A 21316-nucleotide genomic window follows, 5' to 3' on the forward strand; every position below is an offset into this window, starting at 1 on the left:
ATCGCGGCCTTATTCGATGACGATCAGCGGCTGGTCATATTCGACCGGCTGGCCGTTATCGACCAGCACCGCCTTGACGGTGCCGGCGGTCGGCGCGGTGATCGCGTTCATCACCTTCATGGCTTCGACGATCAGCACGGTTTCACCGGCCTTCACCTGCGAACCGACGCGCGCGAAGGGCGCGGCGCCCGGCTCGGCCGAGAGATAGGCGGTGCCGACGATCGGTGACTTGACCACATTGCCGGTCGGCAGGGCGGGTTCGGCGGCGGCCGGCGCGGGGGTAGGGGCTGCTGCCACGGGTGCCGCTACGGCAGCGGGTGCGGCATAGACCGGGGCGCCGCCACTGATCTTGCGCGCCACGCGAATCTTGCGATCGCCGTCCTCGACCTCGATCTCGGTCAGGTTGGTATCGTCCAGCAAAGCGGCCAGTTCGCGTACCAGGCTGACGTCCACCTGCATCGCGCCCTTGTCATGCTTGTCGTTCATGCTTGACCCTTGTCGTCTTTCAAAATGCGTTCTGGCGGCCAGCGCCTATGCTGATTTGCGCCAAAGCGCAACTTTTGTGCGTCCTACAGTTCCAGCGCTGCTTCGAGCGCCAGCATGTAGGACATGGGGCCAAAGCCCGCGATCGTGCCCTTTGCGGCCATGCCGACAAAGGATTTGTGGCGGAAGGCCTCGCGTGCGTGCGGGTTGGACAGGTGAATCTCGATCACCGGCACGCTGATGCCCTTGATCGCGTCGTGCAGCGCGATCGACGTGTGCGTATAGGCGCCTGGATTGATGATGACGGCATGGGCGCCTTCCTGATGCGCCTCCTGCAGCCAGTCGACCAGATGGCCTTCATGGTTGGACTGGCGGAAATCGATTTCCACATGGGCGCGGACGGCGGCATCCTCCATCCGCTCGGCAATGTCGTCCAGCGTATCATAGCCGTAGATTTCGGGTTCGCGGGTGCCGAGCATGTTGAGGTTCGGGCCGTTCAGAACATAGATTTTGCGTGTGTCCGCCATGGCGATCCCCCAATCGGTCGAGACTTGTCTGTTGCGGGCGCGGCACCGCCGCCCCTATATGCGCGCTGATCTTTAGCCCTTCGTGTCGCGCCAAGTCGAGACACGTTTCCAGCCTCGGACGGGATAATCTAGTGAGCATCGACGGCACCATCTCCATCCATATCAATGGCGAGCATCGCCGCATCCGCGACGGCCTGACCCTGGCCGAACTGGCGAGCGAGCTGGGCTTCGCGCCGGAGAAGGTGGCGGTGGAGCGCAATCTGGAAGTGGTGCCGCGTTCGACCCTGGCCGATGTGAAGGTCGAAGACGGCGACGAACTGGAGATCGTGCATTTTGTGGGTGGCGGCGACCATCCGGTCGCGGGGGGCGGTGGCGATGTGACCGCGCTGAACGATGATAGCTGGACGGTGGCCGGCAAGACCTTTCGCTCGCGCCTGATCGTGGGCACCGGCAAGTACAAGAATTTCGAGCAGAATGCCGCCGCGCTGGTCGCGTCGGGCGCGGAGATCGTCACCGTGGCGGTGCGCCGCGTCAACGTCTCCGATCCCAACGCGCCGATGCTGACCGACTATATCGACCCGAAGAAAGTCACCTACCTGCCCAACACCGCCGGCTGCTTCACCGGCGAGGAGGCGATCCGCACCCTGCGCCTGGCGCGCGAGGCCGGCGGCTGGGATCTGGTGAAGCTGGAAGTGCTGGGCGAGGCGCGCACCCTCTATCCCGACATGGTGGAAACGCTGCGCGCGACCGAGGTGCTGGCCAAGGAAGGCTTCAAGCCGATGGTCTATTGCGTTGACGATCCGATCGCGGCCAAGCGCCTGGAGGATGCCGGCGCGGTCGCGATCATGCCGCTGGGCGCGCCGATCGGGTCGGGCCTGGGCATCCAGAACAAGGTGACGATCCGCCTGATCGTGGAAGGCACCAAGCTGCCCGTGCTGGTCGATGCGGGCGTGGGCACCGCGTCGGAAGCGGCGCAGGCGATGGAACTGGGCTGCACCGGCGTGCTGATGAACACCGCCATTGCCGAGGCGAAGAACCCGGTGCTGATGGCGGCGGCGATGAAGGCGGGCGTCGAGGCCGGCCGCATGGCCTATCGCGCCGGCCGCATGGGCAAGCGCATGTATGCCGACCCGTCGAGCCCGCTCGCCGGCCTGATCTGATCGAGCGGGCTCCCGGCGCGAAATTCGACGCGACAGTCGAAGTTCACAGTGTCGTGGGGCTGATTCCGGGCCAATGCGCCGGGAACGCGCCCGCGACGCGACAGCGAAGCGACAGTCGCGCGACAATCGGGTCACGATCGCGCGCGTTCGACGCGACACGGAGGCGACACGGAGGCGACACTGGGGCGACAGTGAAGCGACGCCGGAACGGCACATGGTCGGCTGTTTGGGGGCGGATGTTCCATCCCCAAAGTAAATCAGAATGAGGGCGTGTAGGACAGGCGGCCGGTCGTGGCCGACCTTATGGTTCGCTACCGTGCATAGCTCGGTCGATTTGCCCCGCCCATCCCAACACGATGGCTCCAAGGCAGGATATGGTCATGATCAGGCTGCCACCGGCTATGATCAGGCCTGCATCGATGAATGGCGACTGTCCTTGAGAAAAGCGCATTAGTGCATTGCCTGTCGCAAAAATGAACGGCGCGGCGAACAGGGCGAGTGTTCCGGTCGCAGCTGCACGCATCCCGTGCCGTCTGCCGACTTTGCGGCCGACAAGGAGCATGAGATACGCAAATGCTGCGGCTGGCAGACCAAGCCACAGAAAACCCAAGGGGATCAAGGAGGCGAGCTGAGCGATCAGGTCCATATGGCGAGGCTAGCAGGCTTCGACCAACCGCTTGCCAATAATCCGCAAGATGGCGCCAGCCTTCGACCGGCAACATGGATCAGCGGAGACCGCTTTCGCCCCGCAATTCCAACCGGCTGGCCCGGTCGAAGATGGTGAGCACCAGCGGGTCGGCTTCGGCGGCGCGGACGGCGACGTGGAAGTCGACCGGGGGCATGAGCGGGGCGCCGGGCACCGGGACCAGCCGCCCTTCGGCCAGTTGCTGGCGTGCCATCGGCCGGGGGAAGATGCCGATGCCGCCGCCTTCCAGCACGATGTCGATCATGGTGCGGACATTGTTGCACAGGTTGAGCGGGCAGTCGGCCAGGTCCGACGCGGCGATCGCGTCCTTCATGATGCGGTAGAGCGGCGACAGGTTGGTGAGCGACCAGATCGGCGGGCGGACGTCTGCCATGGTCGCGACGGTTGCGGGGCTGGCGAGCCAGAGCAGATCGACGCTGCCGATCGGGGCGGTGCGGAGCATCGGATGGGCGATGCGACCGGCGGCGAAGGCGAGGTCGGCATGGCCCGAGGCGAGTTGCTGGATCAGGTCGGCGGTGAGCGCGATGTCGACCTCCAGGCTGACATGGGGCAGGTCGCGGCCGAGCTGGGCGACGAAGCCGGGCAGGCAACTGGCGGCGGCAATCTCGCCCGCGCCGATGCGGATGATGCCGGTCGCGCCGGATATGTCGCTGCACCCCATCAGCACGCCCTGGAAACGCGCCCAGAGCGGCTCGCTTTCCCGCACCAGTTCGCGCCCGGCCGGGGTGAGGGCCATCGTTCGCCCCTCGCGCCGGAAGAGCGCGGTGCCCAGATGGCTTTCCAGTTCGCGTACCCGCGCGGAAATGGCTGGCTGGGTCGTGTTGAGGCGCGCCGCCGCCGCCGCGAAGGTGCCCAGCCGGGCGATCCAGAGCAGGGTTTCGAGATGGTAGAAGGCGATGCGATTGATAGACATTGTTTGGGTTTAACCGAAAAAACAAATCATTGGTATTGATCGGTCGGCTTGGCCTAGTCTGCGCGCAAATCTTTCAAAGGATGGATGCCGATGGCCAAGAAGCTCTACCCCGATGCCGCCGCCGCGCTGGAGGGGCTGCTGTTCGACGGCATGCAGCTGTGCGCGGGCGGCTTTGGCCTGTGCGGCATCCCCGAGCGGCTGATCGATGCGATCCGCGATTCAGGGGTCAAGGATCTGACCATCGCCAGCAACAATGCCGGCATCGACGGCGAGGGGCTGGGCAAGTTGCTGCGCACGCGCCAGGTCAGGAAGATGATCTCCTCCTATGTCGGCGAGAACAAGGAGTTCGAGCGGCAATATCTGGCCGGCGAGCTGGAGGTGGAATTCTGCCCTCAGGGGACGCTGGCCGAGCGCTGCCGCGCGGGCGGGGCGGGCATTCCCGGTTTCTACACCAAGACCGGCGTCGGCACAGCGGTGGCCGAGGGCAAGGAAGTGAAGAATTTCGACGGCCAGGATTATATCCTGGAACGCGGCATCTTTGCCGATGTCGCGATCATCAAGGGCTGGAAGGCGGACGAGAGCGGCAATCTGATCTTCCGCAAGACCGCGCGCAATTTCAACGCGCCGATGGCGACGGCGGCGAAGATCTGCATCGCCGAGGTGGAGGAAGTGGTGCCGGTCGGCAGCCTGGACCCCGATGCGATCCATCTGCCGGGCATCTACGTCAAGCGGATGATCGTCGGCGCACCCTATGACAAGAAGATCGAGTTCCGCACCGTGCGCCAGAGGGACGCGGCCTGATGGCGACGAGGATGCGGCTTGCGCCGGCGCTGTTGCTGGCGCCGCTGGCGGCCTGTGCGACCACCACCGCGACGACGCGTGCGACGGGTCCGGCGCCAGTGACGCCGACCGGACCGGCGGTGCCGCCCGCCGGCATGCAATATCTTTATGGGTCGGGCGAGGCGGCGGCTTTGTCGCGCCAGGCCTGGACCGCGCTGGTCGCCCATGCTGCTGCCGTCGTGAAGGCGCGGCCGGCAGACTCTGTCGTGCTGGCCGAAGGCGCGAGTCTGGACGCGCCCAAATATGTGCCCTGTGGCAACCGGCCGTTCGCCGCCGTGTTCGACGTCGACGAGACGGTGATGCTGAACACCGGCTTCGAATATCATGATGCGAAGACCGGTAAGGGTTATGTCGCCGCCGACTGGGACGCATGGGAAAAGACCGGCGAAGGCGCGGTCGGCCCGGTGCCGGGCGCTGACAGCGGCCTCGACGCGCTGCGGGCGATGGGCGTCACCGTGATCTTCAACACCAATCGTTCGGCCGCCAATGCCGACGCGACCGCACGCGCGATCAAGGCGGCGGGGCTGGGCGCGGCGGTGCATGGCCAGACGCTGTATCTGGCCGGCGACGATGCGATGGGATCGCGCAAGGACGGCCGGCGCTGGACGATCTCGCGCAGCTATTGCGTGATCGCGCTGGGCGGCGACCAGCTCGGCGATTTTTCCGACCTGTTCAATGCGGGGCAGAGCGTGCCGGCGCGTCGCGCCGCGACGCAAGGGGCGGCGATCGCGAAACTCTGGGGCGCGGGTTGGTTCGTCCTGCCCAACCCGGTTTATGGCAGCGGCCTCAAGGGCGGCTTCGACGATGTTTTTCCTGCCGACAAGAGGTGGGCGCCGCCCGCCCAAGGGGAGAAATAACGATGCCCGTCGAATGGACATTGGACAAGCTGCGCGCAAAATCTCCCAAGGATATCCAGACCCTCTATTCGCGGGCACGCACGCTTGACGATCCGGCCGCGCAAAAGCTGGTCGGCCTGATTCTTGACCATGACCTGCTGGTCGATCCGAATGGCGGCCTGCCCTATGATCATCCCGATATGCTGGAGATCGAGGCGATCTGTGGTGAAGCGGCCGCCATTGATGAAGCGGTTGCTGCATCGGAGGCGGGATTGCCCGCTCTGGCAGGGATGGAACATCGCATCGTTCGTGCGCTGGGCGATCGATATGGACCCAATTACACGACCAATCATGCGGGGCGATGCATTCGGGATGGAATGCTGGAACGGGGTTGGATGACCACGGTACAGAAGTCGATGCCCGCCGGATCGATTGCCAAATCCGCGACTGTCTATGTGAAGAAGGAACGCTGATGCCCTGGACCCGTGACGAGATGGCCGCGCGTGCGGCGAAGGAGTTGGAGGACGGCTTCTATGTGAATCTGGGCATCGGCATTCCGACGCTGGTGGCGAACCATATTCCCGAGGGCGTCGAGGTGACGCTGCAGTCGGAAAATGGCATGCTGGGCATCGGCCCCTTCCCCTATGAGGGGGAGGAGGATGCGGACCTGATCAACGCCGGCAAGCAGACGATCAGCGAATTGCCGCAATCGGCCTATTTCAGTTCGTCCGACAGTTTCGCGATGATCCGGGGCGGCCATATCGACCTGACCGTCCTTGGTGCGATGGAAGTGGCCGAGAATGGCGACATCGCCAACTGGATGATCCCGGGCAAGATGATCAAGGGCATGGGCGGCGCGATGGATCTGGTCGCGGGCGTCAAGAAGATCATCGTGGTGATGGAGCACACGTCCAAGAATGGAGATCCCAAGTTCATCCCGGCCTGCACCCTGCCGCTGACCGGCAAGAATGTGGTCGACATGATCGTCACCGACCTGTGCGTGTTCCAGCGCCCCGATCATGGCAGCCCGTTCAAGCTCATAGAGCTGGCGCCGGGCGTGACCGCCGAGGAAGTCGCTGCTAAGACGACCGCCCATTATATCAGCTAAGGGCGTTTCATGAGCCTCGACGGCACCTATGACGAAGCCAATATCTTTGCCCTGATCCTGCAGGGCAAGATCCCGTCGACCAAGCTGTACGAGGACGAGAACACCTTCGCCTTCCTCGACATCATGCCGCAGACGCGGGGCCATGCGCTGGTCATTTCCAAATGGTCCAAGGCGCGCAACCTGCTGGAAATCGAGGAGGAGGCGCTGGGCCAGGTGATGGCGACCACCAAGAAGGTCGCCACCGCCATCCGCAAGGCGCTCAGCCCCGACGGCATCCAGATCGCCCAGTTCAACGGCGCGCCGGCAGGGCAGACGATCTTCCATCTGCATGTCCATATCCTGCCGCGCTGGGAGGGCGACCCCAAGGGCTTTGCCGCCCATGGCGCCGGCGCGCAGGCGGACAAGGATGCGCTGGCGGCGCTGGCCGAAGAGATTCGCGCGCAGTTCTGACGTGGCACTCAAACCCTTCAAGGCGCCGGGTGCGCGGCTGGCGCTGCGATCCAAGGCGGCCAACAGCTATCTGACCGGCGACCGGGGCGGGGCCGAGGTGATCCTCGACATCTCGCGCCTGCTCTCGCGCGCTTTCCACCCGACCCCGACCGGCATCGACCGGGTCGAATATGTCTATGCCCGCGAATTGCTGGAGCGAATGCCCGAGCGGCTGGCCTTTGCCGCCGTCCATCCCGCCGGCGGCTATTATGGGCGGCTGAATCATGCTGCCGTGCGCCAGTTCCTGGCCTTCACTGCGGCGAAATGGCGCAATGTGGATTCGCCCGACGAGCGCAAGGAACGGGCGGCAGTGATCCGCCACATGTTCGCCACGCGCCCGCGTCCGGTGCCCAGGGCCAAGGGGCCGCGCATCTATCTGCAGGCATCGCCCCATCATCTCGATGATGCGGGGCAGGTGGGCGCGATTTTGCGGGCCGAGGGCGCGAAGTTCGTCACGCTGGTGCATGACGTCATTCCGCTGAGCCATCCCGAATTTGCCCGGCCGCAGGGCGCGGACGAGCATCGCCGCCGGCTGCGCAGCATCGACCTTTATGCAACCGGCATCATCGGCAACAGCCAGGCGACGCTGGACGCGCTGGAACCGCATCTGTCGAACGGCCTGAGCGATCGCCAGACATGCGTCGCCCATTTCGGCGCCGATCCGCCGGACATTTTCGGCGGGTCCGGCACGACGCTCCCGCAGCGGCCCTATTTCGTCTATCTGTCCACCATCGAGCCGCGGAAGAACCATCTGCTGCTGCTCAATATCTGGCGGCGGATGGTAGACGAACTGGGTGACGCGGCGCCGATGCTGGTGCTGATCGGCCGGCGCGGCTGGGAAAATGAAAATGTCATTGACATGCTGGAGCGCGGCGAGGCGCTGCGCGGCCATGTGATCGAGGCGGGCGAGTTGCCCGACAACCAGATGCAGGATCTGGTCGCGGGTGCGCGGGCGATGCTGATGCCGTCCTTTGCCGAAGGGTTCGGCATGCCGGTGGTCGAGGCGTTATGCGCCGGCGTCCCGGTGATCTGCAGCGATATTTCTGCTCATCGCGAAGTGGGCGGCGATGCGCCCGACTATATCGATCCGCTCGATGGTATCGGCTGGATGCGGATGATCCATGCCTATGCTGGCCCGGATTCGCGTGAGCGAGCCGCGCAGGTCGCCCGCATCGACGGCTGGCATGCGCCGACCTGGCGTGACTATTTTGACATAGTGACGGACCTGCTCGACGCGGTAACTACGACTGTTCCTTGACCTGGAATTCCTGCACGGACATGGAGGAATACGGCGGGTGCGGGGCCATGGCGTCTTGCATCTGTTCAGGGGATAAAGTGGCAGTGTTTCGAGGCGAATATCGGGACGGATCGGGCAAGCGAGCGGAGCTATCCGTATCGTGATCCCGATGCCGTTCCTGCGATCTCCCCCCTTTCCCGGCGCGCCTGCGACCATCGCCGCGATCAGCGTGCCGGCCGCGCCCGGAAGCGCGCAGATTTCCGACGACCTGCTCGACAATATTGCGCAAGCGCGGGTTGGCGGTGATTTCTGGGGCGTCAGGGTAGCGGACGTGCAGATCGTGGTTCGCGCAGGTGTTCCCTTCGCGCCCGAAGCCGGTCACGGCCTTGTCGCATCCCAGATCGGTATCCTGCCCGGCAGCCGGACGGAGCGCGTGGCCGACGGCAAGGATGTGGAACAATATGGGCGGCACCTGCCCGCCGGTTGCGATCCCTGGGCGCTGATCGGCGGTGCGCGATCGGTGCATGCCGACGTCGATGATGAACTGGCACTCATTGCCGGCTTGCTCGGCGTGGCCGTCTTTGGCCCTGATCTGCGACCAATTCCGCCGGCCCGGTTGCGGGAGGCGGCGCGGGGCAGGCTGTCGGCGGCGCACTATCGCGACTGTTTTTCCGGTGAGTCCGTCGAGGCGGCGGACATCCTGCCCCATCTTGCCGACTGGCGCCGTCATATTGACGGCAACCGGGGCATTGTCGCTGCCAGCGGAATGGCCTTCTGGAAGCGGGAGGCCATCGGCCATTTTCTGTGGGACGGTCAGGCATCGCCCGCCTTTCTTTCTCCGTCACGCGGGCTGGCCCGGGCGCGCCGGACCGGCGGAGCGATGGCCATCTGGCCTTCGCGCGTGCCGCCGGGGACCATCGCCGATGCGGCGGCCATGGGCGTGCCGATCATAAGGGTGGAAGATGGCTTTCTGCGTTCGCGCGGGCTTGGCGCCGCGCTGCACCCACCCGGGTCGGTGGTGGTCGATCGCAGCGGTCTTTATTATAATGCGCGGGCCGCCAGCGATCTGGAAACATTGCTCGCGACCCATGAATTTTCATCTGCCTTGGTCGATCGTGCACGGCGTCTGCGGACGCGAGTCTGCGCAGCCGGAGTGACGAAATATGGTCCCGAAGCGGGCCAGATGATTGCGCTGCCGGCCGGCCGGCGTACCGTCCTGGCGGTCGGACAGGTCGATGACGACCTGTCGGTACAATTGGGTGGCGCCGGCGTTGGCGGCAATCAGGATTTTCTGGCCCGGGTGCGTCGTGCCGAACCGGATGCCTGGATTATTTATCGGCCGCATCCCGACGTGCAGGCGGGCCATCGCAAGGGACATCTGAGCGATGCCGTGGTGCTGGCCCATGCCGATGTGATCGATACCGGTGCGCCGCTGATGGAACTGGTCCAGGCGGTGGACGAAGTGCATGTGTTGTCATCGCTCACCGGGTTCGAGGCGTTAATGAGGGGGTGCCGGGTAACCGTCCATGGCATGCCTTTCTATGCCGGCTGGGGGCTGACCCGCGATCTGGCGAAACCGTCGGCGCGACGGGGGCGGCGGCTGACCGTGGATCAGCTTGTCGCCGGCGCCCTCATTCTCTATCCTCGCTATCTTGATCCGGTAACGCGTTTGCCCTGTGGTCCCGAGCTGATGGTGGACCGCATGGCAAATGGATCGACGCCGCCGATGACCTGGCTTATTCGGTTGCGGGCGCTACAGGGGAAGCTACGAAGATTTATGACCTTGTCTGCTGAGTTCCTTCATGGCTGAGCCCTCGTCCAAGACATTTTTGTTCCTTCAGGGGCCGCATGGTTCCTATTTCTCGATGCTAGCCCAGGCATTGCGGGATCGAGGACATGCAGCCTTGCGCATCAATATCAACGGCGGGGACAAGGTGGACTGGCCGGGAGAGGCGACCGATTATAGCGGGACCTTCCGCAACTGGCCGCTCTTCTTCGATGATTTCGTCGTCAACCATGGTGTGACCGACCTTATCCTCTACGGCGACTGCCGGCCCTATCATGCTTCGGCGCATGGCATGGCGCGGCTGCGCGACCTGCGCGTACATGTGGTGGAAGAGGGGTATATCCGGCCGGATTTCCTGACCCTGCAGGATGACGGCGTGAACGGCAATTCTACCTTGCCACTCGATCCGCAATGGTATTTGGACGAAGCCCGGTCGCTCCCGGACTATGATGATGCCCTGCCGCAAGTCCCCTCGACCTTCCGTGCGCGGGCGCGCAATACAATGCGCAATGGACTTGCATCCGCTCTCATGCGCCCTTGTTTCCCGTTTTACCGGACCCATCGACCGCACAGTTTCGTCATGGAATCCATCGCATGGTGCCGCAAGCTGGTGCTGCGTCATGGCGATGCGCGTCGTTCGCTAAACGCGTGGGATGAGGTCAAGGATAAGCGCTATTTCACGCTGCCGTTGCAGCTTAATTCCGACTATCAGATCCGGGTCCATTCGCCGTTCGGGAATATGCGAGCGGCGCTGCGCTTCGTCATCAAGAGCTTTGCCCAGCATGCGCCTTCCGACGTCTCACTGGTGGTCAAGCGCCACCCGCTTGATCCGGGGCTGGTCGCATGGAGCCGGCTGACGCGCCGACTGGCGGCACATTATGGCGTGAAGGACAGGGTTGTCTATCTGGCCGACTGGGATATCGCCGAAGTTGTGCAGAAGTCGTTGGGCGTGATCACCGTCAACAGTACGGTCGGTACGCTGGCGCTCAACAGCGGCAAACCCGTCGTGGTACTGGGGCATGCAGTCTACAAGGTTCCGGGCATCGTCTATCAGGCGAGCCTGGACGATTTCTGGTCCTCCCCCAGGCAGCCCGACATGAAGCTCTATTCCGCCTTCCGCCGGGTGTTGATCGACCGTTGCCTGATCAGGGGCGGTCTGCTGAGCGAGGAAGGATTGCAGATGCTGGTGGCCAATGCGGTCGACCGGCTGTTGCGCGAGCGGGTGGCGATCGTGCCGCTGCCGAAGGGCGCGCGCAAGCGGGTCGGAATCCGCATGTTGCAGGGAGATGCCGCCTGAGCGGGGCCGTGATAATTCGGAAACAATAATCGGACAAATCATCGATGCGGCAGAGGAGTGGCGGCCGCATCGCGACGTGGGGCGGCGATGCCGGCCCGGCGAGAAAGAATTGGGGACAATGACTGATATCGACCATGCCAAGCTGATTCATCCTGTGATATTGTCTGGCGGCGCAGGCACGCGGCTTTGGCCGTTGTCGCGGCCAGAGCATCCCAAACAGTTTTTTCCCCTGGTGTCGGAACGGACGATGATTCAGGACACCGTGTTGCGGACCGCACGCGGTGACGGGAATTTCGCTGCGCCGATCATCGTCACGAGTGCGCGGCATGAGACCATGCTGCTGGAACAGATGGCGACGATCGAGGTCGCGCCGGCTGCGCTGCTATTGGAGCCAGAAGGACGCAATACGGCGCCCGCGATTGCGATCGCGGCACGCTGGATCGTCGAACAGCATGGCGATGGCGTCATGCTGGTCATGCCGTCCGACCATATGATTGCGAAGCCCGACATATTGCTGGCCGGCGCAGCGGCGGCCCATGATCTGGCCACCGAGGGCTATCTGGTGACATTCGGGATCGTGCCGACCGCTCCGGAGACGGGCTTTGGCTATATTGCTCAAGGCGATGCGCTCGACGATGCGGGGCATATCCGGTCGGTCGATCGTTTCATCGAAAAACCCCCATTGACGGATGCGGTTGCCTATCTGGAGGAGGGGGGCTTCTACTGGAACAGTGGCATCTTCCTTTTTTCTGCCCGCGCGCTGCTCGACGCCCTTTCGGTCCATTGTCCGGGTGTTACGGAGGCGAGTATCGCGGCCATGGATCAGGCGGTTGTGCAAGGGGCGTCCGTGACGCCTGACCATGCGGCCTTCGCGCAGGCGCCCAATATCTCGATCGACCATGCCGTCATGGAACGGACGGATCGCGCGGCAGTGGTGCCTGTCGATATGGGCTGGTCCGATGTTGGCTCATGGCAGGCGATCTGGGCAATGCGTACGGGGGAAGCGGCCGGCAACAGCATCCATGGCGACGGCTTCGTGCATGATGCGCGTGGTAATCTGGTCTATGTCGAGGGTGGTCCACCGGTGGCGGCGATCGGCGTGGATAATTGCGTCATCGTTTCAACGGCGCAAGGGGTGCTCGTATTGCCCCGGGACCGATGCCAGGATGTCCGCGCAGCAGCCGATCATTTCCGCAAACGGGCATTCTGATGCAGTGGGCGCAATGTTGTTGCGGCGTTGGAGAGGCTTAACCGTGTAATGACAGAAGCCCGCTTCTTATGGAGGCGGGCTTCTGCATGTTGATCGAACAGGATATGGGCGTGACCGCCCCGTACCGGGCCTTTACCGGGCTGTCGCAATCGCCCGGAAGCAGTCGTGGGTGGCGTGTCCGATTTGGAAAAACGCCCTACAGCATCTGCCGGACATAGTGGAAGCTGGGCGTAATCCAGCCCGCATAGCGACGCACTTCCCAGTCGTCCGCAATTTGTAGAGTATTGAGATAGCGCGGATCGAGGTTGGCAAGTAAGGCACGCACACCTAGATCATAGGCATATTTATACTCGTGCGAGACACTTTCGCCGCACCATTTAACCAGCTTCATGACGGCGCCGAAGACCAGCGCGCGTAAGACTGGGTTGCGATAATATCGGGATTCGCTGAACAGGAAGAGGGCGTTGGTAGCGACCGAAATGGCATCGAAGCGGGTTTGCGAGGCCGTACCGGTCACCTGTGGCCGACCGTAGCGCCGAAAATAGGTGAAGGTCGGCAATTCGGTCAACGCGTAGCTTTCCATATTGATGAGCAGACCGAGGTGGAACAGCATGTCCTCAAAGAACAATCCCGCGGGGAAGCGCAACCGGTGGGTCTGGAGGAAATCCCGTCGAATCATCTTGTTGGCCGACTGGGGCTCCATACAGGCGATATGACGCAATGCCTGTTCAAACTGCTGCGGATCGTCACGCGCGACCAAGGCGGACATGCCTTCGCCGGACAGAGCATTGAAATGCCTCTGATCATAGAAGGGGTCGGCAGTGGATCGGACTTCTTGCAGGACGCCGGGCGATAGCACGCAATCGGGGTTGCCCGCCGCCATCGCGGTGTGGACCATCGTGTCGAACGCCCATGCAGGACGCGTGTCATCGGCATCAAGAAAGCAGACATAGGTGCCGCGCGCCCGGTCCAGCGCCCGATTACGAGCGGACGACAGGCCATCATTGGCCTGGCGGATATGAACGATCCGAGGATCATCATATTGGCTCAGCGTGGCCCGGGTCGCGTCATCTGCGCCGTCATCGACGACCAGAAGTTCAAAATCGGTGAAGCTTTGCGACAGCAGTGAATCGATCGAGACATGCGCCAGCGGGCCTTCGTTGAAGGCGGTGACGATGCAGGAAATAAAAGGATCGGGTGGTGTTGCCATGGTCAAATCGCCCTCCGCATCGTCTGGCGCATACGGACGATGTCGGGATGATAAAGTTCGCCAGTTAAATGACACCAGAAGGCGCCGGGGTCGATCGATGCCAGCTTCCGCGCTTCTTCCCGATAGAAGAATTTGAAATCGGGATGATTGATACGATCGATCAACCCCTCCATGAGCTCGTTGCTGTAGACTTTGGTGATGGTCACGCAGAAACGGGCGCAGGCCCGCAAAAAGCTGTCGACCAGATCCGGGCGCAGCAGTTGGGCCGACCAGTTGATGCTGTCGACGATCGATTCGGCATAGGGGCTGAAATTGGGCCAGGCGTCGATGATCGATCGTTTCAGCAGCATCTGGAACATGATCAGCATGTAGAAATGCCGCTCGTCCCCCTGCTTGATGTCTTGATCGGGATGCTGGCGATAATGATAGGCCTGTTCCGGCATCATCAATATGTCCTGCGCTGCAGTCAGCGTCAGCATATGGAAGATATAGTCGTCGTAGGCGCGGACATTTTCAGGAAAGAAGATGTTCTTCGCATCCAGAAAATCGCGGCGATAGACCCTGCGCCAGATCGTCGGTTGGCCCTTGATTATGTCCATCGCGGGCAGGCGGATAACGGGCTGATCGTTAAAGTGCATGCGCGGATAAGGTGCGAACAGGGCCTGTTCATAGCTAGGACTGAGCGGCTCTTCGCGCGTGGCATCGTGGAAATCGAACGCCCCCTGGGTGATTTCATAGCCCGAATAGAGCGCCAGATCGTAGAGGTTGGCAAAAAAGTCGGGCGTGACGAAGTCATCGGCATCGACGAAGGCAATATGGGTCGCGTTGGACAGGAGCCGGCCATAGTTGCGGGCGGAGGCGCAGCCGCCATTGGGCTTGCGCTCCACCCGGACCTGGTCGGTCTTCTTGAAATGCTGGGCTGCCATGTCCCCGCATCCGTCTGTCGATCCGTCATCGACGATGATCACGCGGATATCATCACGCCCCTTGCTAAGCAGGCTTTCCGCGCATTCGATCAGATAATCCTTTGCGTTATAGGCTGCGATCGCAATGTCGAGGCCATGGACGCGATCACCAATGCTGGTCGCGGCATTATAGTTGAGGCACCAGTTTTTGCCGATGCGGATATGGGCATTGGCGCAGGGGAACACGATGTTACCCGGCACGGGGGCGCTATTTCCGGTGAAGATGGACAATTTTGCCCGCCGCGCGGTCGGCAAAGCGGCGATCGCCATGCCCAGTTGCTTGAACACACCTTCGCCCTGCAGCAAGACATGGCCCTTCCCCTTGCTCAAGGGGGCAGCAATCTCTCGCGACGCAATGAAGCGGATATTGGATATGTCATTGGCGCGGATGATTGCCGCCAACAGGGCATCGGCTTCCGCTGTACCGTGGAGTTTGAGTATAGCGGCATCGGGAAAGAGGATAGCCGCTCTTAGAGTCTGGATTATAGAGACAGGATCGACGTCGATGACGGTGAGAGGTTGCTTGGCAAGCACCAAAGGGCGGCTCACCAGGAAGTGCTGATGCTCGCTGGAAGGGTCGAAGCTGGCGATAATCAGATCGGCGGCAGCGGGCATATTAACGGCATCGCCCAATGCCAGATCGCGTCCCGCCAAATGGATCGTGTCGGTCACGCCGCCATTTTCCAGTCGTCGCACGGCCATGGCTTCGCTGTCGACCAGCTTAGTCCATTGGACACTGACGTCATCGACAAGGTGCGGGGCAGTCTGACCATTCAGGTCCATCTCGAAGGACCAGGTCACGCCAGCGATGAAGATCGTCACCAGAGGACCCAGCACTTCAATATAGAATTTGTCGATCTCGCTCACCGGGACGGGCGGCGACTGGACCTGTTCCGTCCCCCAATCGCCGGCCCGCATCCGGTTCAGAATGACGGTATTCTCCGCGCTGCGTAGGGATATGTGGAAGGGGCGCTCATCCTCCGCCAAACGGAGTTCGAAATGCGCCCGCTCCCAGATATAGGTCGGCAGTTCGACGAGATATCGCGTCAGCTTAATGGTCATGGCAAATCAGCTTTCGATCAGATGCGCCGTTCACCGCTCAGAGGGTCGATGAAGAAGGCCGGCATTGCGCCGCCCTTCTCAAGGAAGGCGGCAGCGGTATCGAGAGCTTCACGAATGGTCACATCCATATCGAGGTAGCGATAGGTACCCAGGCGGCCGACGAAGGTGACGCCGGGGGTTTCATCTGCCAGAGCGACATAATCGGTCAGCATTGCCTTTTCGTCGACCAGGCGGATCGGATAATAAGGCACATCGTCCGGTTCGGCCAAGCGGCTGTGCTCCTCGTAGCAGACCGAGCCCTCATGGCTTTCCCACGGCGCAAAATGCTTATGCTCGGTGATGCGGGTAAAGGGGACTTCGCGGTCGCCATAGTTCATGACGGCACAGCCCTGATAATCGCCTTGATGGTCGAAACGCTTGAAGTCGAGGGTGCGATAGCCGAGTCGGCCGAGGCGATAGTCGAAATAGCCATCAAGTGGCCCGGAATAGAAGATGTGGTCGTAATCGGCGGCAGTCGCCGGATCGAACAGCGTGTCGAGCTTCACCGTGATTCCGGGATGGTCAAGGATAGCTGCGATCATTGGCGTATAGCCTTCTTCGGGCATTCCCTGGAATTTATGGAAGAAATAATTGTCGTCATAATTGAAGCGGACGGGAAGACGCTTCAGGATGGAGGCCGGCAATTCGGTCGGCGAACAGCCCCACTGCTTTTCGGTATAGCCCTTGAAAAATGCCTTGTAGAGATCTGGTCCGACAAACCGTAGCGCCTGTTCCTCGAAGGTCTGTGGGTCGGTGATCGAGGTATCGGCTTGCGCCTCCAAGAACGCGCGCGCCTCGGCGGGACCCATGGTCTTGCCATAGAATTGGTTGATCGTGTGAAGATTGACTGGCAGCGAATAAACCGCGCCACCCGTGGTCGCCTTCACCTGGTTCTTGTATGGGCGGAAGCTGGTATATCGGTTCACATAGTTCCACACTTCTTCATCATCGGTGTGGAAGATGTGCGGGCCGTAGATGTGCACCATCACGCCGGTGCCCTCATCACGTTCGGTATAACAATTGCCGCCGATATGGGCGCGGCGATCGATGATTGTGATCTGGTGGCCCGCTTCAGCGAGGTGTCGGCCGATCACCGCTCCCGATAGACCGGCGCCAATGAGGAGAATATTCTTCTTGTCCATGTTCTGAATCTGCTCCGTCAAGATTCTGATTGCGTCACGTTCTGAATTTGCTTCCCGAATCGATTTCTGGCGCCCGTGAGCGACAATATCGGGATTGTGGCATCTGGCTATCGTCTTATGTGTGTCATTATGTTCCACTCACGACCGCATGGCTGAGCTAAAGTCGTGCATTTACGTTAGCTTGTGGTCAGCATAGCAATCGCTGGGAAAGCTGTTCCGTCGCCTGCTGCCACGTGCGGGACGAGCGGTCAGCATAAGCTTGGCCTGCCAACCGATGCAGCAGGTCCCGATCGTCCGCCAAGGTCTTGATCCGATCGAGGCAGATCATTTCCAACCCTTCCTTGGGAAGAATGAAGCCATTGGCGGCATCCGTGACAACTTCTCGCACTGCGCCGACATCGGTGACGATCGGCACGACACCGGCCCGCATCGCTTCCAGTACCGTGAGCGGCAGGCCTTCATAGAGGGAGGGGAGCAGCAGTACATCTGCCCAGCCATAGGCGTTGGTCAGTTCCGCATCGGAAATCAGCGGCGCTTCGGCGATGGCCTGCAGATCGGCTGGCGCGATATAGCCGTCGCCGCCGATGACCGACTTCCCTATTATCCGCCATTCGACGTTCAAGCCGTACCTGACAGTTTCGCGATAGATACGAGACAGATGGTCGATGCCCTTCTGGCCGTCGAACCGTCCAAGGAAAAGAATGCGCAGGGGCGCGTCGATCGGTCGTGCCCGGCGGGCATGATGCAGGGCCGCCAATCGCTCCTGACTCTCATCATAGCCGGCCACATTCTGTACCGGTACAATCTTTGCCGGCGGGATGCCCATGCCGCGGCACCAGTCGGCCAACATGAGCGAGCAGGGCGCGAACAGATCGATCGCATGTTCAAATGCGGTTGCCAGATAGGTGTTGCCCTTGGGGCGCCCCATTGACGTCTGGTCACTGACATGCAGCGAGGTCACCGTCCGTACGCCCCATCGACGCAATTGTCCCATGACACCCAGGAGACCGCCCGCGTGGAAGCCGATGGCCACATCAAGCCAATAGAGCATGCCGAGGGCAATGGCGTGATTATTGCCGGTTGCCCAGTGGGGGACCGAGGTCCCGAAATATTGCCGGTCATTCTCGTCCCAGATGTGGCAGTCGGGATCATCGAGAAAGCTGATCGTGTCGAACTGCTGGCGCCATTCGTCAGGCATGCGGATGTCGGTGGCGCCGACAACGATCAGATGGGGATGCCAGCCATGGGCGCGCAGCCCGCGAGCCAAGTTGATGGCGACCTTTTCGACTCCGCCAAATTCGACCAGCGGCAGGATGAAGCCCACATTGCGACCCTTGCCGCCGGCCCAGGGATAAGCTGGCGCACCGTGGAAGGCGTTGCGGGCGATCAGGTGAGTATGCCGGCGCGGGGTGGACGTCTGCCGGCGCCAGTCCCAGTCGATAGCCCAAGCGGCATTGTAGCAATCCAAGCGTAAAGTCCGCGCGCGTTGGAGAAAGGCGTCGAACATATCTGGACCGCGGCTACGCCCAGTGGCCGATGCTTCCGCAGGCATGGACAAGCGGGTCGACCACAGATCGGTGCCCGGCCCCAGTTCGGCAAGCGCATCAATCGAAGACGGGCTATTGTCGGTGACGAGCTCTACCAATGTGCTGGTCATGAGGCCGAACAGATCGACGCGAAGCGCATCGGCACCCGTCCGGCCGTTGTGGTGGCTGAAGTGGATGCGTCCGACGCCGTTCATGTCGAGCGCCATGGCCGCGAATCGTTGTGCCTGCAGCGCGCGTTCAGTCCGCCAGAAGGTCCAGTGGAGTAATCCCTTGTCAGCCAATGTCGTAAATGTCGCCGTCGTTGTGACGATCGTGATGGGAGGGGCAAAGTGCCGGTTCGGGTTGGTTGCATGTAGCGCGAACAGGCGCTGATATTCGGACCATTCCATTTGGCGCGTATCCGCCGCCAGCGGATCCAGCGCCCAGATCACCTCCTGGCTATCGTGCAGGATGATTGCGAACCGGGGGCATTCGCTCTGCTCCAACGCAGCCAAATTTTTCGGGTGCATCAAGGCATGATGCTTGGCGTGCATCATGCTGCGAATGGTTGCATGGTCGCGTTCGGAATTGGCCAGCATGCTTTCCGGGCGTTTGCGATAGAGGAACCCGAAATCTTCGCAATTGACGCCGACAAAGCCCTGCTCTGCTGCTGTCAGAAAGAAATCCCAATCCTCCCAGCCAAGAGTGAAGCCTTCGTCGAACAGGATGCCCGCCTCAAAGACGCGACGATGCACCAAACTGCCGGCTTCGCTGATATTGGTGTCGGTGTGGATCAGCCGCGAATAGTCGCCCCCCATGTCGCCGTGCCATGCCAGTCCGAACATGTCGATGCTGGGATAGACCCAGCCGGCATCGGGGTGCGCGTCCAGCGTTGCCATCGCTTTAGCGATCGCATGGGGCCTCAGCCGGTTGTCGGCATCCAGGAAATAGATAGCCTCAACGCCGGGCAGATGGGCCAGTACATAGCGGATGCCGGCATTGCGGGCCGAACTGAGGCCGCCATTTGGTTTGCGGACATAGCGAACCCGGTCAGGATAGGCCGACGCATATTCCCGGCAGATGTCGTCGGTTTCCGGATGCGGACAGCCGTCATTGACGAGGACGAGCATGATCCCAAACGGCGCTTCCTGCTCCAATGCGGCCTCGATCGCTTCGCCGACCAGCGTCGGATGTCGAAAGGCGGGAACGACGATTGCAACACGGGGGGGCAGGGGGAGCGATGACGCCATCGTTCTAGAATTCGAGCCGGGCGTTGGAAAAGACTGCCCACCCGAATTCGAAGCTGGAATAGGGAGCGAGTCGCGTCATCAGATACAGATCCAGTGGTTCCTGGGCGATATCGCCCAGATCAATATGGATCTGGCTTTGCTCCATCGCTGTAATCTGCTGCCAAGGCGGATTGTGCGCTAAGGCAAAGGCGGGCAGGTCCAGTTGGGACGAGGCGCGCTGGGTGGGCGACGCCACCACTGCCGCATATTCGACTTGCGGAGCGGCATGATGCCTGGTGCAGATATCGATACTGATCCGGCGAACGCCCCTGGGAATGGCCTGGCGCAACCGCCCGACCGACAGGCCTTGGCCCATCGGGTGGACCAACAGGCCAGCCAAGTCGTCGCGAAAGTGGAAATGCGGATTTTCGGGATTGAGATTTTCGGCCTGACGAAACATTTCGAGCGGGATGTTCCGGACCTTGGGCGGGTGGCTGTCATCGAGATGACCATCCATCGTCAGCGGGGCCGCGCATCCAGGCACGAAAATCCAGGTTTTCAGGGCGAGCGTCTCGCCACTGGTGCAATCATTGACGAGCGCGTTGAAACGCGGGTCGGGGTGCGGTTCCCCCAGATCCAGCGCGAGAGCATCGCGGCCAGTCCAGGTGCAGCGCAGGCGCGGCGTACGCCTGTCCGCTCCCAGAGCGACCGGCAGGGACAGGCGAAGCCAGCCGGGCGTCAGCATGGCTGCGGTCACGGTCCAGCAGGCATGTTGCATTTCGTCTTCGACCGTTTCCAAACGGCACAGCAGGACGCCGTCGGGGGCGGGCTGGGCCGCGACGTGAATGGCGATGTCCGTCATGCCGTCACTGCTGCCGGGGAAACGTTGGACCAGCGTATCGCTGTCGCCCAGGTGCAAAACACGCGTCGGTATCTGGGGTGGCAGCGCCGCAGTGAGTTTTCGCGCCGCGCCGCCACTGGCCTGGACGAACTGCTCCAGCTTGCCGAACGCGGCCTGAATATCTGCCATTTCGCGTCGCACAGCGGCAAGGGCACGGTTCAGGGCGATGTTGCGCTCGGTCTTCTGTGCGTTGCCGTCGAGTAGTCGATCGATCATCCGCGATTGAAACAGGGCCTCCAAGGCATGAGCATCATGGCAATCGATGAAATCGATATCTTGGATGCCGAGTTTCAGCAGGAGATCGGATGTCGGCAGCAGGGTGCGCAATTGATCGCGCGCCTGGTCAGAGAAGGCGAAGGCGCCCAAGGTCCGGGTCGATATCGCATCGACATCGAGAATTGCTTCAGGAATGAAATTGGATAGGTTGCCCCGATCATCTATCAGGATCAGGCGGAAGCTGCAGTCGAACTGCCGGAAGACCGCCCGATCAGCTTCATGCGCCAAAATATAAAATTGATGTTGCTTTTCGTGCATCGCGCGGAGCGGTGGGGTGCGTGTTCCCCGCCCCCATATACTATTGATATTACGCAATAACATGGAACGCAAAACTGCAGAATTATGCCAAAAAAGCAAGTTTTTTCTTTGATGTG

At 61.8% G+C, this 21316-nt stretch carries 19 protein-coding genes; 10 read left to right on the plus strand and 9 right to left on the minus strand.

Annotated elements, in window-relative coordinates:
- Positions 1–9: 9 nt before the first annotated feature.
- Together accB and aroQ are read right to left on the minus strand one after the other, a co-directional pair.
- A complete protein-coding gene (gene accB / locus PMI04_RS04985) occupies positions 10–486 on the minus strand; it encodes an acetyl-CoA carboxylase biotin carboxyl carrier protein (RefSeq protein WP_007712902.1) in 477 nt (158 codons plus the stop codon).
- A gap of 83 nt (positions 487–569) precedes the next feature.
- Positions 570–1010, minus strand: a complete 441-nt coding sequence (gene aroQ, locus PMI04_RS04990; RefSeq protein ID WP_007712905.1) for a type II 3-dehydroquinate dehydratase — start codon at positions 1008–1010, stop codon at positions 570–572.
- Positions 1011–1141: 131 nt separating this feature from the next.
- Here aroQ and thiS point away from each other — a divergent pair, with 131 nt between their 5' ends.
- Positions 1142–2170, plus strand: coding sequence for a sulfur carrier protein ThiS (thiS, locus tag PMI04_RS04995; RefSeq protein ID WP_007712908.1), 1029 nt, complete (start codon positions 1142–1144; stop codon positions 2168–2170).
- Positions 2171–2471: 301 nt separating this feature from the next.
- On the opposite strand, the gene PMI04_RS05000 is transcribed toward thiS, so the two are convergent.
- Positions 2472–2816, minus strand: coding sequence for a hypothetical protein (locus PMI04_RS05000; RefSeq protein ID WP_037486913.1), 345 nt, complete (start codon positions 2814–2816; stop codon positions 2472–2474).
- Between the two features lie 79 nt (positions 2817–2895).
- Entirely contained in the window at positions 2896–3789 is an 894-nt protein-coding gene (locus tag PMI04_RS05005; RefSeq protein WP_007712911.1) for a LysR family transcriptional regulator, read from the minus strand.
- Between the two features lie 90 nt (positions 3790–3879).
- Here PMI04_RS05005 and PMI04_RS05010 point away from each other — a divergent pair, with 90 nt between their 5' ends.
- The 9 genes from PMI04_RS05010 to PMI04_RS05050 all read left to right on the plus strand — a co-directional run bounded on the left by PMI04_RS05010 (position 3880) and on the right by PMI04_RS05050 (position 12592).
- Positions 3880–4590 carry a CoA transferase subunit A gene (locus PMI04_RS05010; RefSeq protein ID WP_007712923.1) on the plus strand — a complete coding sequence of 237 codons (711 nt, stop codon included), beginning with the start codon at positions 3880–3882 and terminating at the stop codon, positions 4588–4590.
- Positions 4590–5486, plus strand: coding sequence for an HAD family acid phosphatase (locus PMI04_RS05015; protein WP_007712925.1), 897 nt, complete (start codon positions 4590–4592; stop codon positions 5484–5486). The genes PMI04_RS05010 and PMI04_RS05015 overlap by 1 nt, the downstream gene beginning before the upstream one ends.
- 2 nt (positions 5487–5488) lie before the next feature.
- On the plus strand, positions 5489–5938 hold the full coding sequence (locus PMI04_RS05020) for a hypothetical protein (RefSeq protein ID WP_007712927.1): 450 nt from the start codon (positions 5489–5491) through the stop codon (positions 5936–5938).
- Positions 5938–6573 carry a CoA transferase subunit B gene (locus PMI04_RS05025; protein WP_007712929.1) on the plus strand — a complete coding sequence of 212 codons (636 nt, stop codon included), beginning with the start codon at positions 5938–5940 and terminating at the stop codon, positions 6571–6573. Before PMI04_RS05020 ends, PMI04_RS05025 begins: the two co-directional genes overlap by 1 nt.
- Before the next feature lie 9 nt (positions 6574–6582).
- Positions 6583–7023: an HIT family protein gene (locus PMI04_RS05030; RefSeq protein WP_007712931.1), complete on the plus strand. Its 441-nt coding sequence runs from the start codon at positions 6583–6585 to the stop codon at positions 7021–7023.
- A 1-nt stretch (position 7024) separates the two neighbouring features.
- Entirely contained in the window at positions 7025–8320 is a 1296-nt protein-coding gene (locus PMI04_RS05035) for a glycosyltransferase family 1 protein (RefSeq protein WP_037486917.1), read from the plus strand.
- 139 nt (positions 8321–8459) lie between these two features.
- Positions 8460–10109 carry a capsule polysaccharide transporter gene (locus tag PMI04_RS05040; protein WP_007712933.1) on the plus strand — a complete coding sequence of 550 codons (1650 nt, stop codon included), beginning with the start codon at positions 8460–8462 and terminating at the stop codon, positions 10107–10109.
- On the plus strand, positions 10102–11382 hold the full coding sequence (locus PMI04_RS05045) for a capsular biosynthesis protein (protein WP_007712934.1): 1281 nt from the start codon (positions 10102–10104) through the stop codon (positions 11380–11382). Before PMI04_RS05040 ends, PMI04_RS05045 begins: the two co-directional genes overlap by 8 nt.
- A 118-nt stretch (positions 11383–11500) precedes the next feature.
- Entirely contained in the window at positions 11501–12592 is a 1092-nt protein-coding gene (locus PMI04_RS05050) for a mannose-1-phosphate guanylyltransferase (RefSeq protein ID WP_037486919.1), read from the plus strand.
- Between the two features lie 196 nt (positions 12593–12788).
- Here PMI04_RS05050 and PMI04_RS05055 read toward each other — a convergent pair whose 3' ends face one another.
- From PMI04_RS05055 to PMI04_RS05075, 5 genes are read right to left on the minus strand one after another with little or no spacing between them, the layout of a single operon-like run.
- Positions 12789–13802 carry a glycosyltransferase family A protein gene (locus PMI04_RS05055; protein ID WP_007712936.1) on the minus strand — a complete coding sequence of 338 codons (1014 nt, stop codon included), beginning with the start codon at positions 13800–13802 and terminating at the stop codon, positions 12789–12791.
- Between the two features lie 2 nt (positions 13803–13804).
- A complete protein-coding gene (locus PMI04_RS05060; protein ID WP_283184855.1) occupies positions 13805–15829 on the minus strand; it encodes a glycosyltransferase in 2025 nt (674 codons plus the stop codon).
- Between the two features lie 17 nt (positions 15830–15846).
- Positions 15847–17148, minus strand: a complete 1302-nt coding sequence (gene glf / locus PMI04_RS05065) for a UDP-galactopyranose mutase (RefSeq protein ID WP_274517628.1) — start codon at positions 17146–17148, stop codon at positions 15847–15849.
- A 49-nt stretch (positions 17149–17197) separates the two neighbouring features.
- Positions 17198–19786: a glycosyltransferase gene (locus PMI04_RS05070; protein WP_007715379.1), complete on the minus strand. Its 2589-nt coding sequence runs from the start codon at positions 19784–19786 to the stop codon at positions 17198–17200.
- A gap of 4 nt (positions 19787–19790) precedes the next feature.
- A complete protein-coding gene (locus tag PMI04_RS05075; RefSeq protein ID WP_037487516.1) occupies positions 19791–21200 on the minus strand; it encodes a DUF6212 domain-containing protein in 1410 nt (469 codons plus the stop codon).
- Between the last annotated feature and the right edge of the window lie 116 nt (positions 21201–21316).

This window comes from Sphingobium sp. AP49, from assembly GCF_000281715.2.
In the GTDB taxonomy this organism is placed as follows: Bacteria; Pseudomonadota; Alphaproteobacteria; order Sphingomonadales; family Sphingomonadaceae; genus Sphingobium.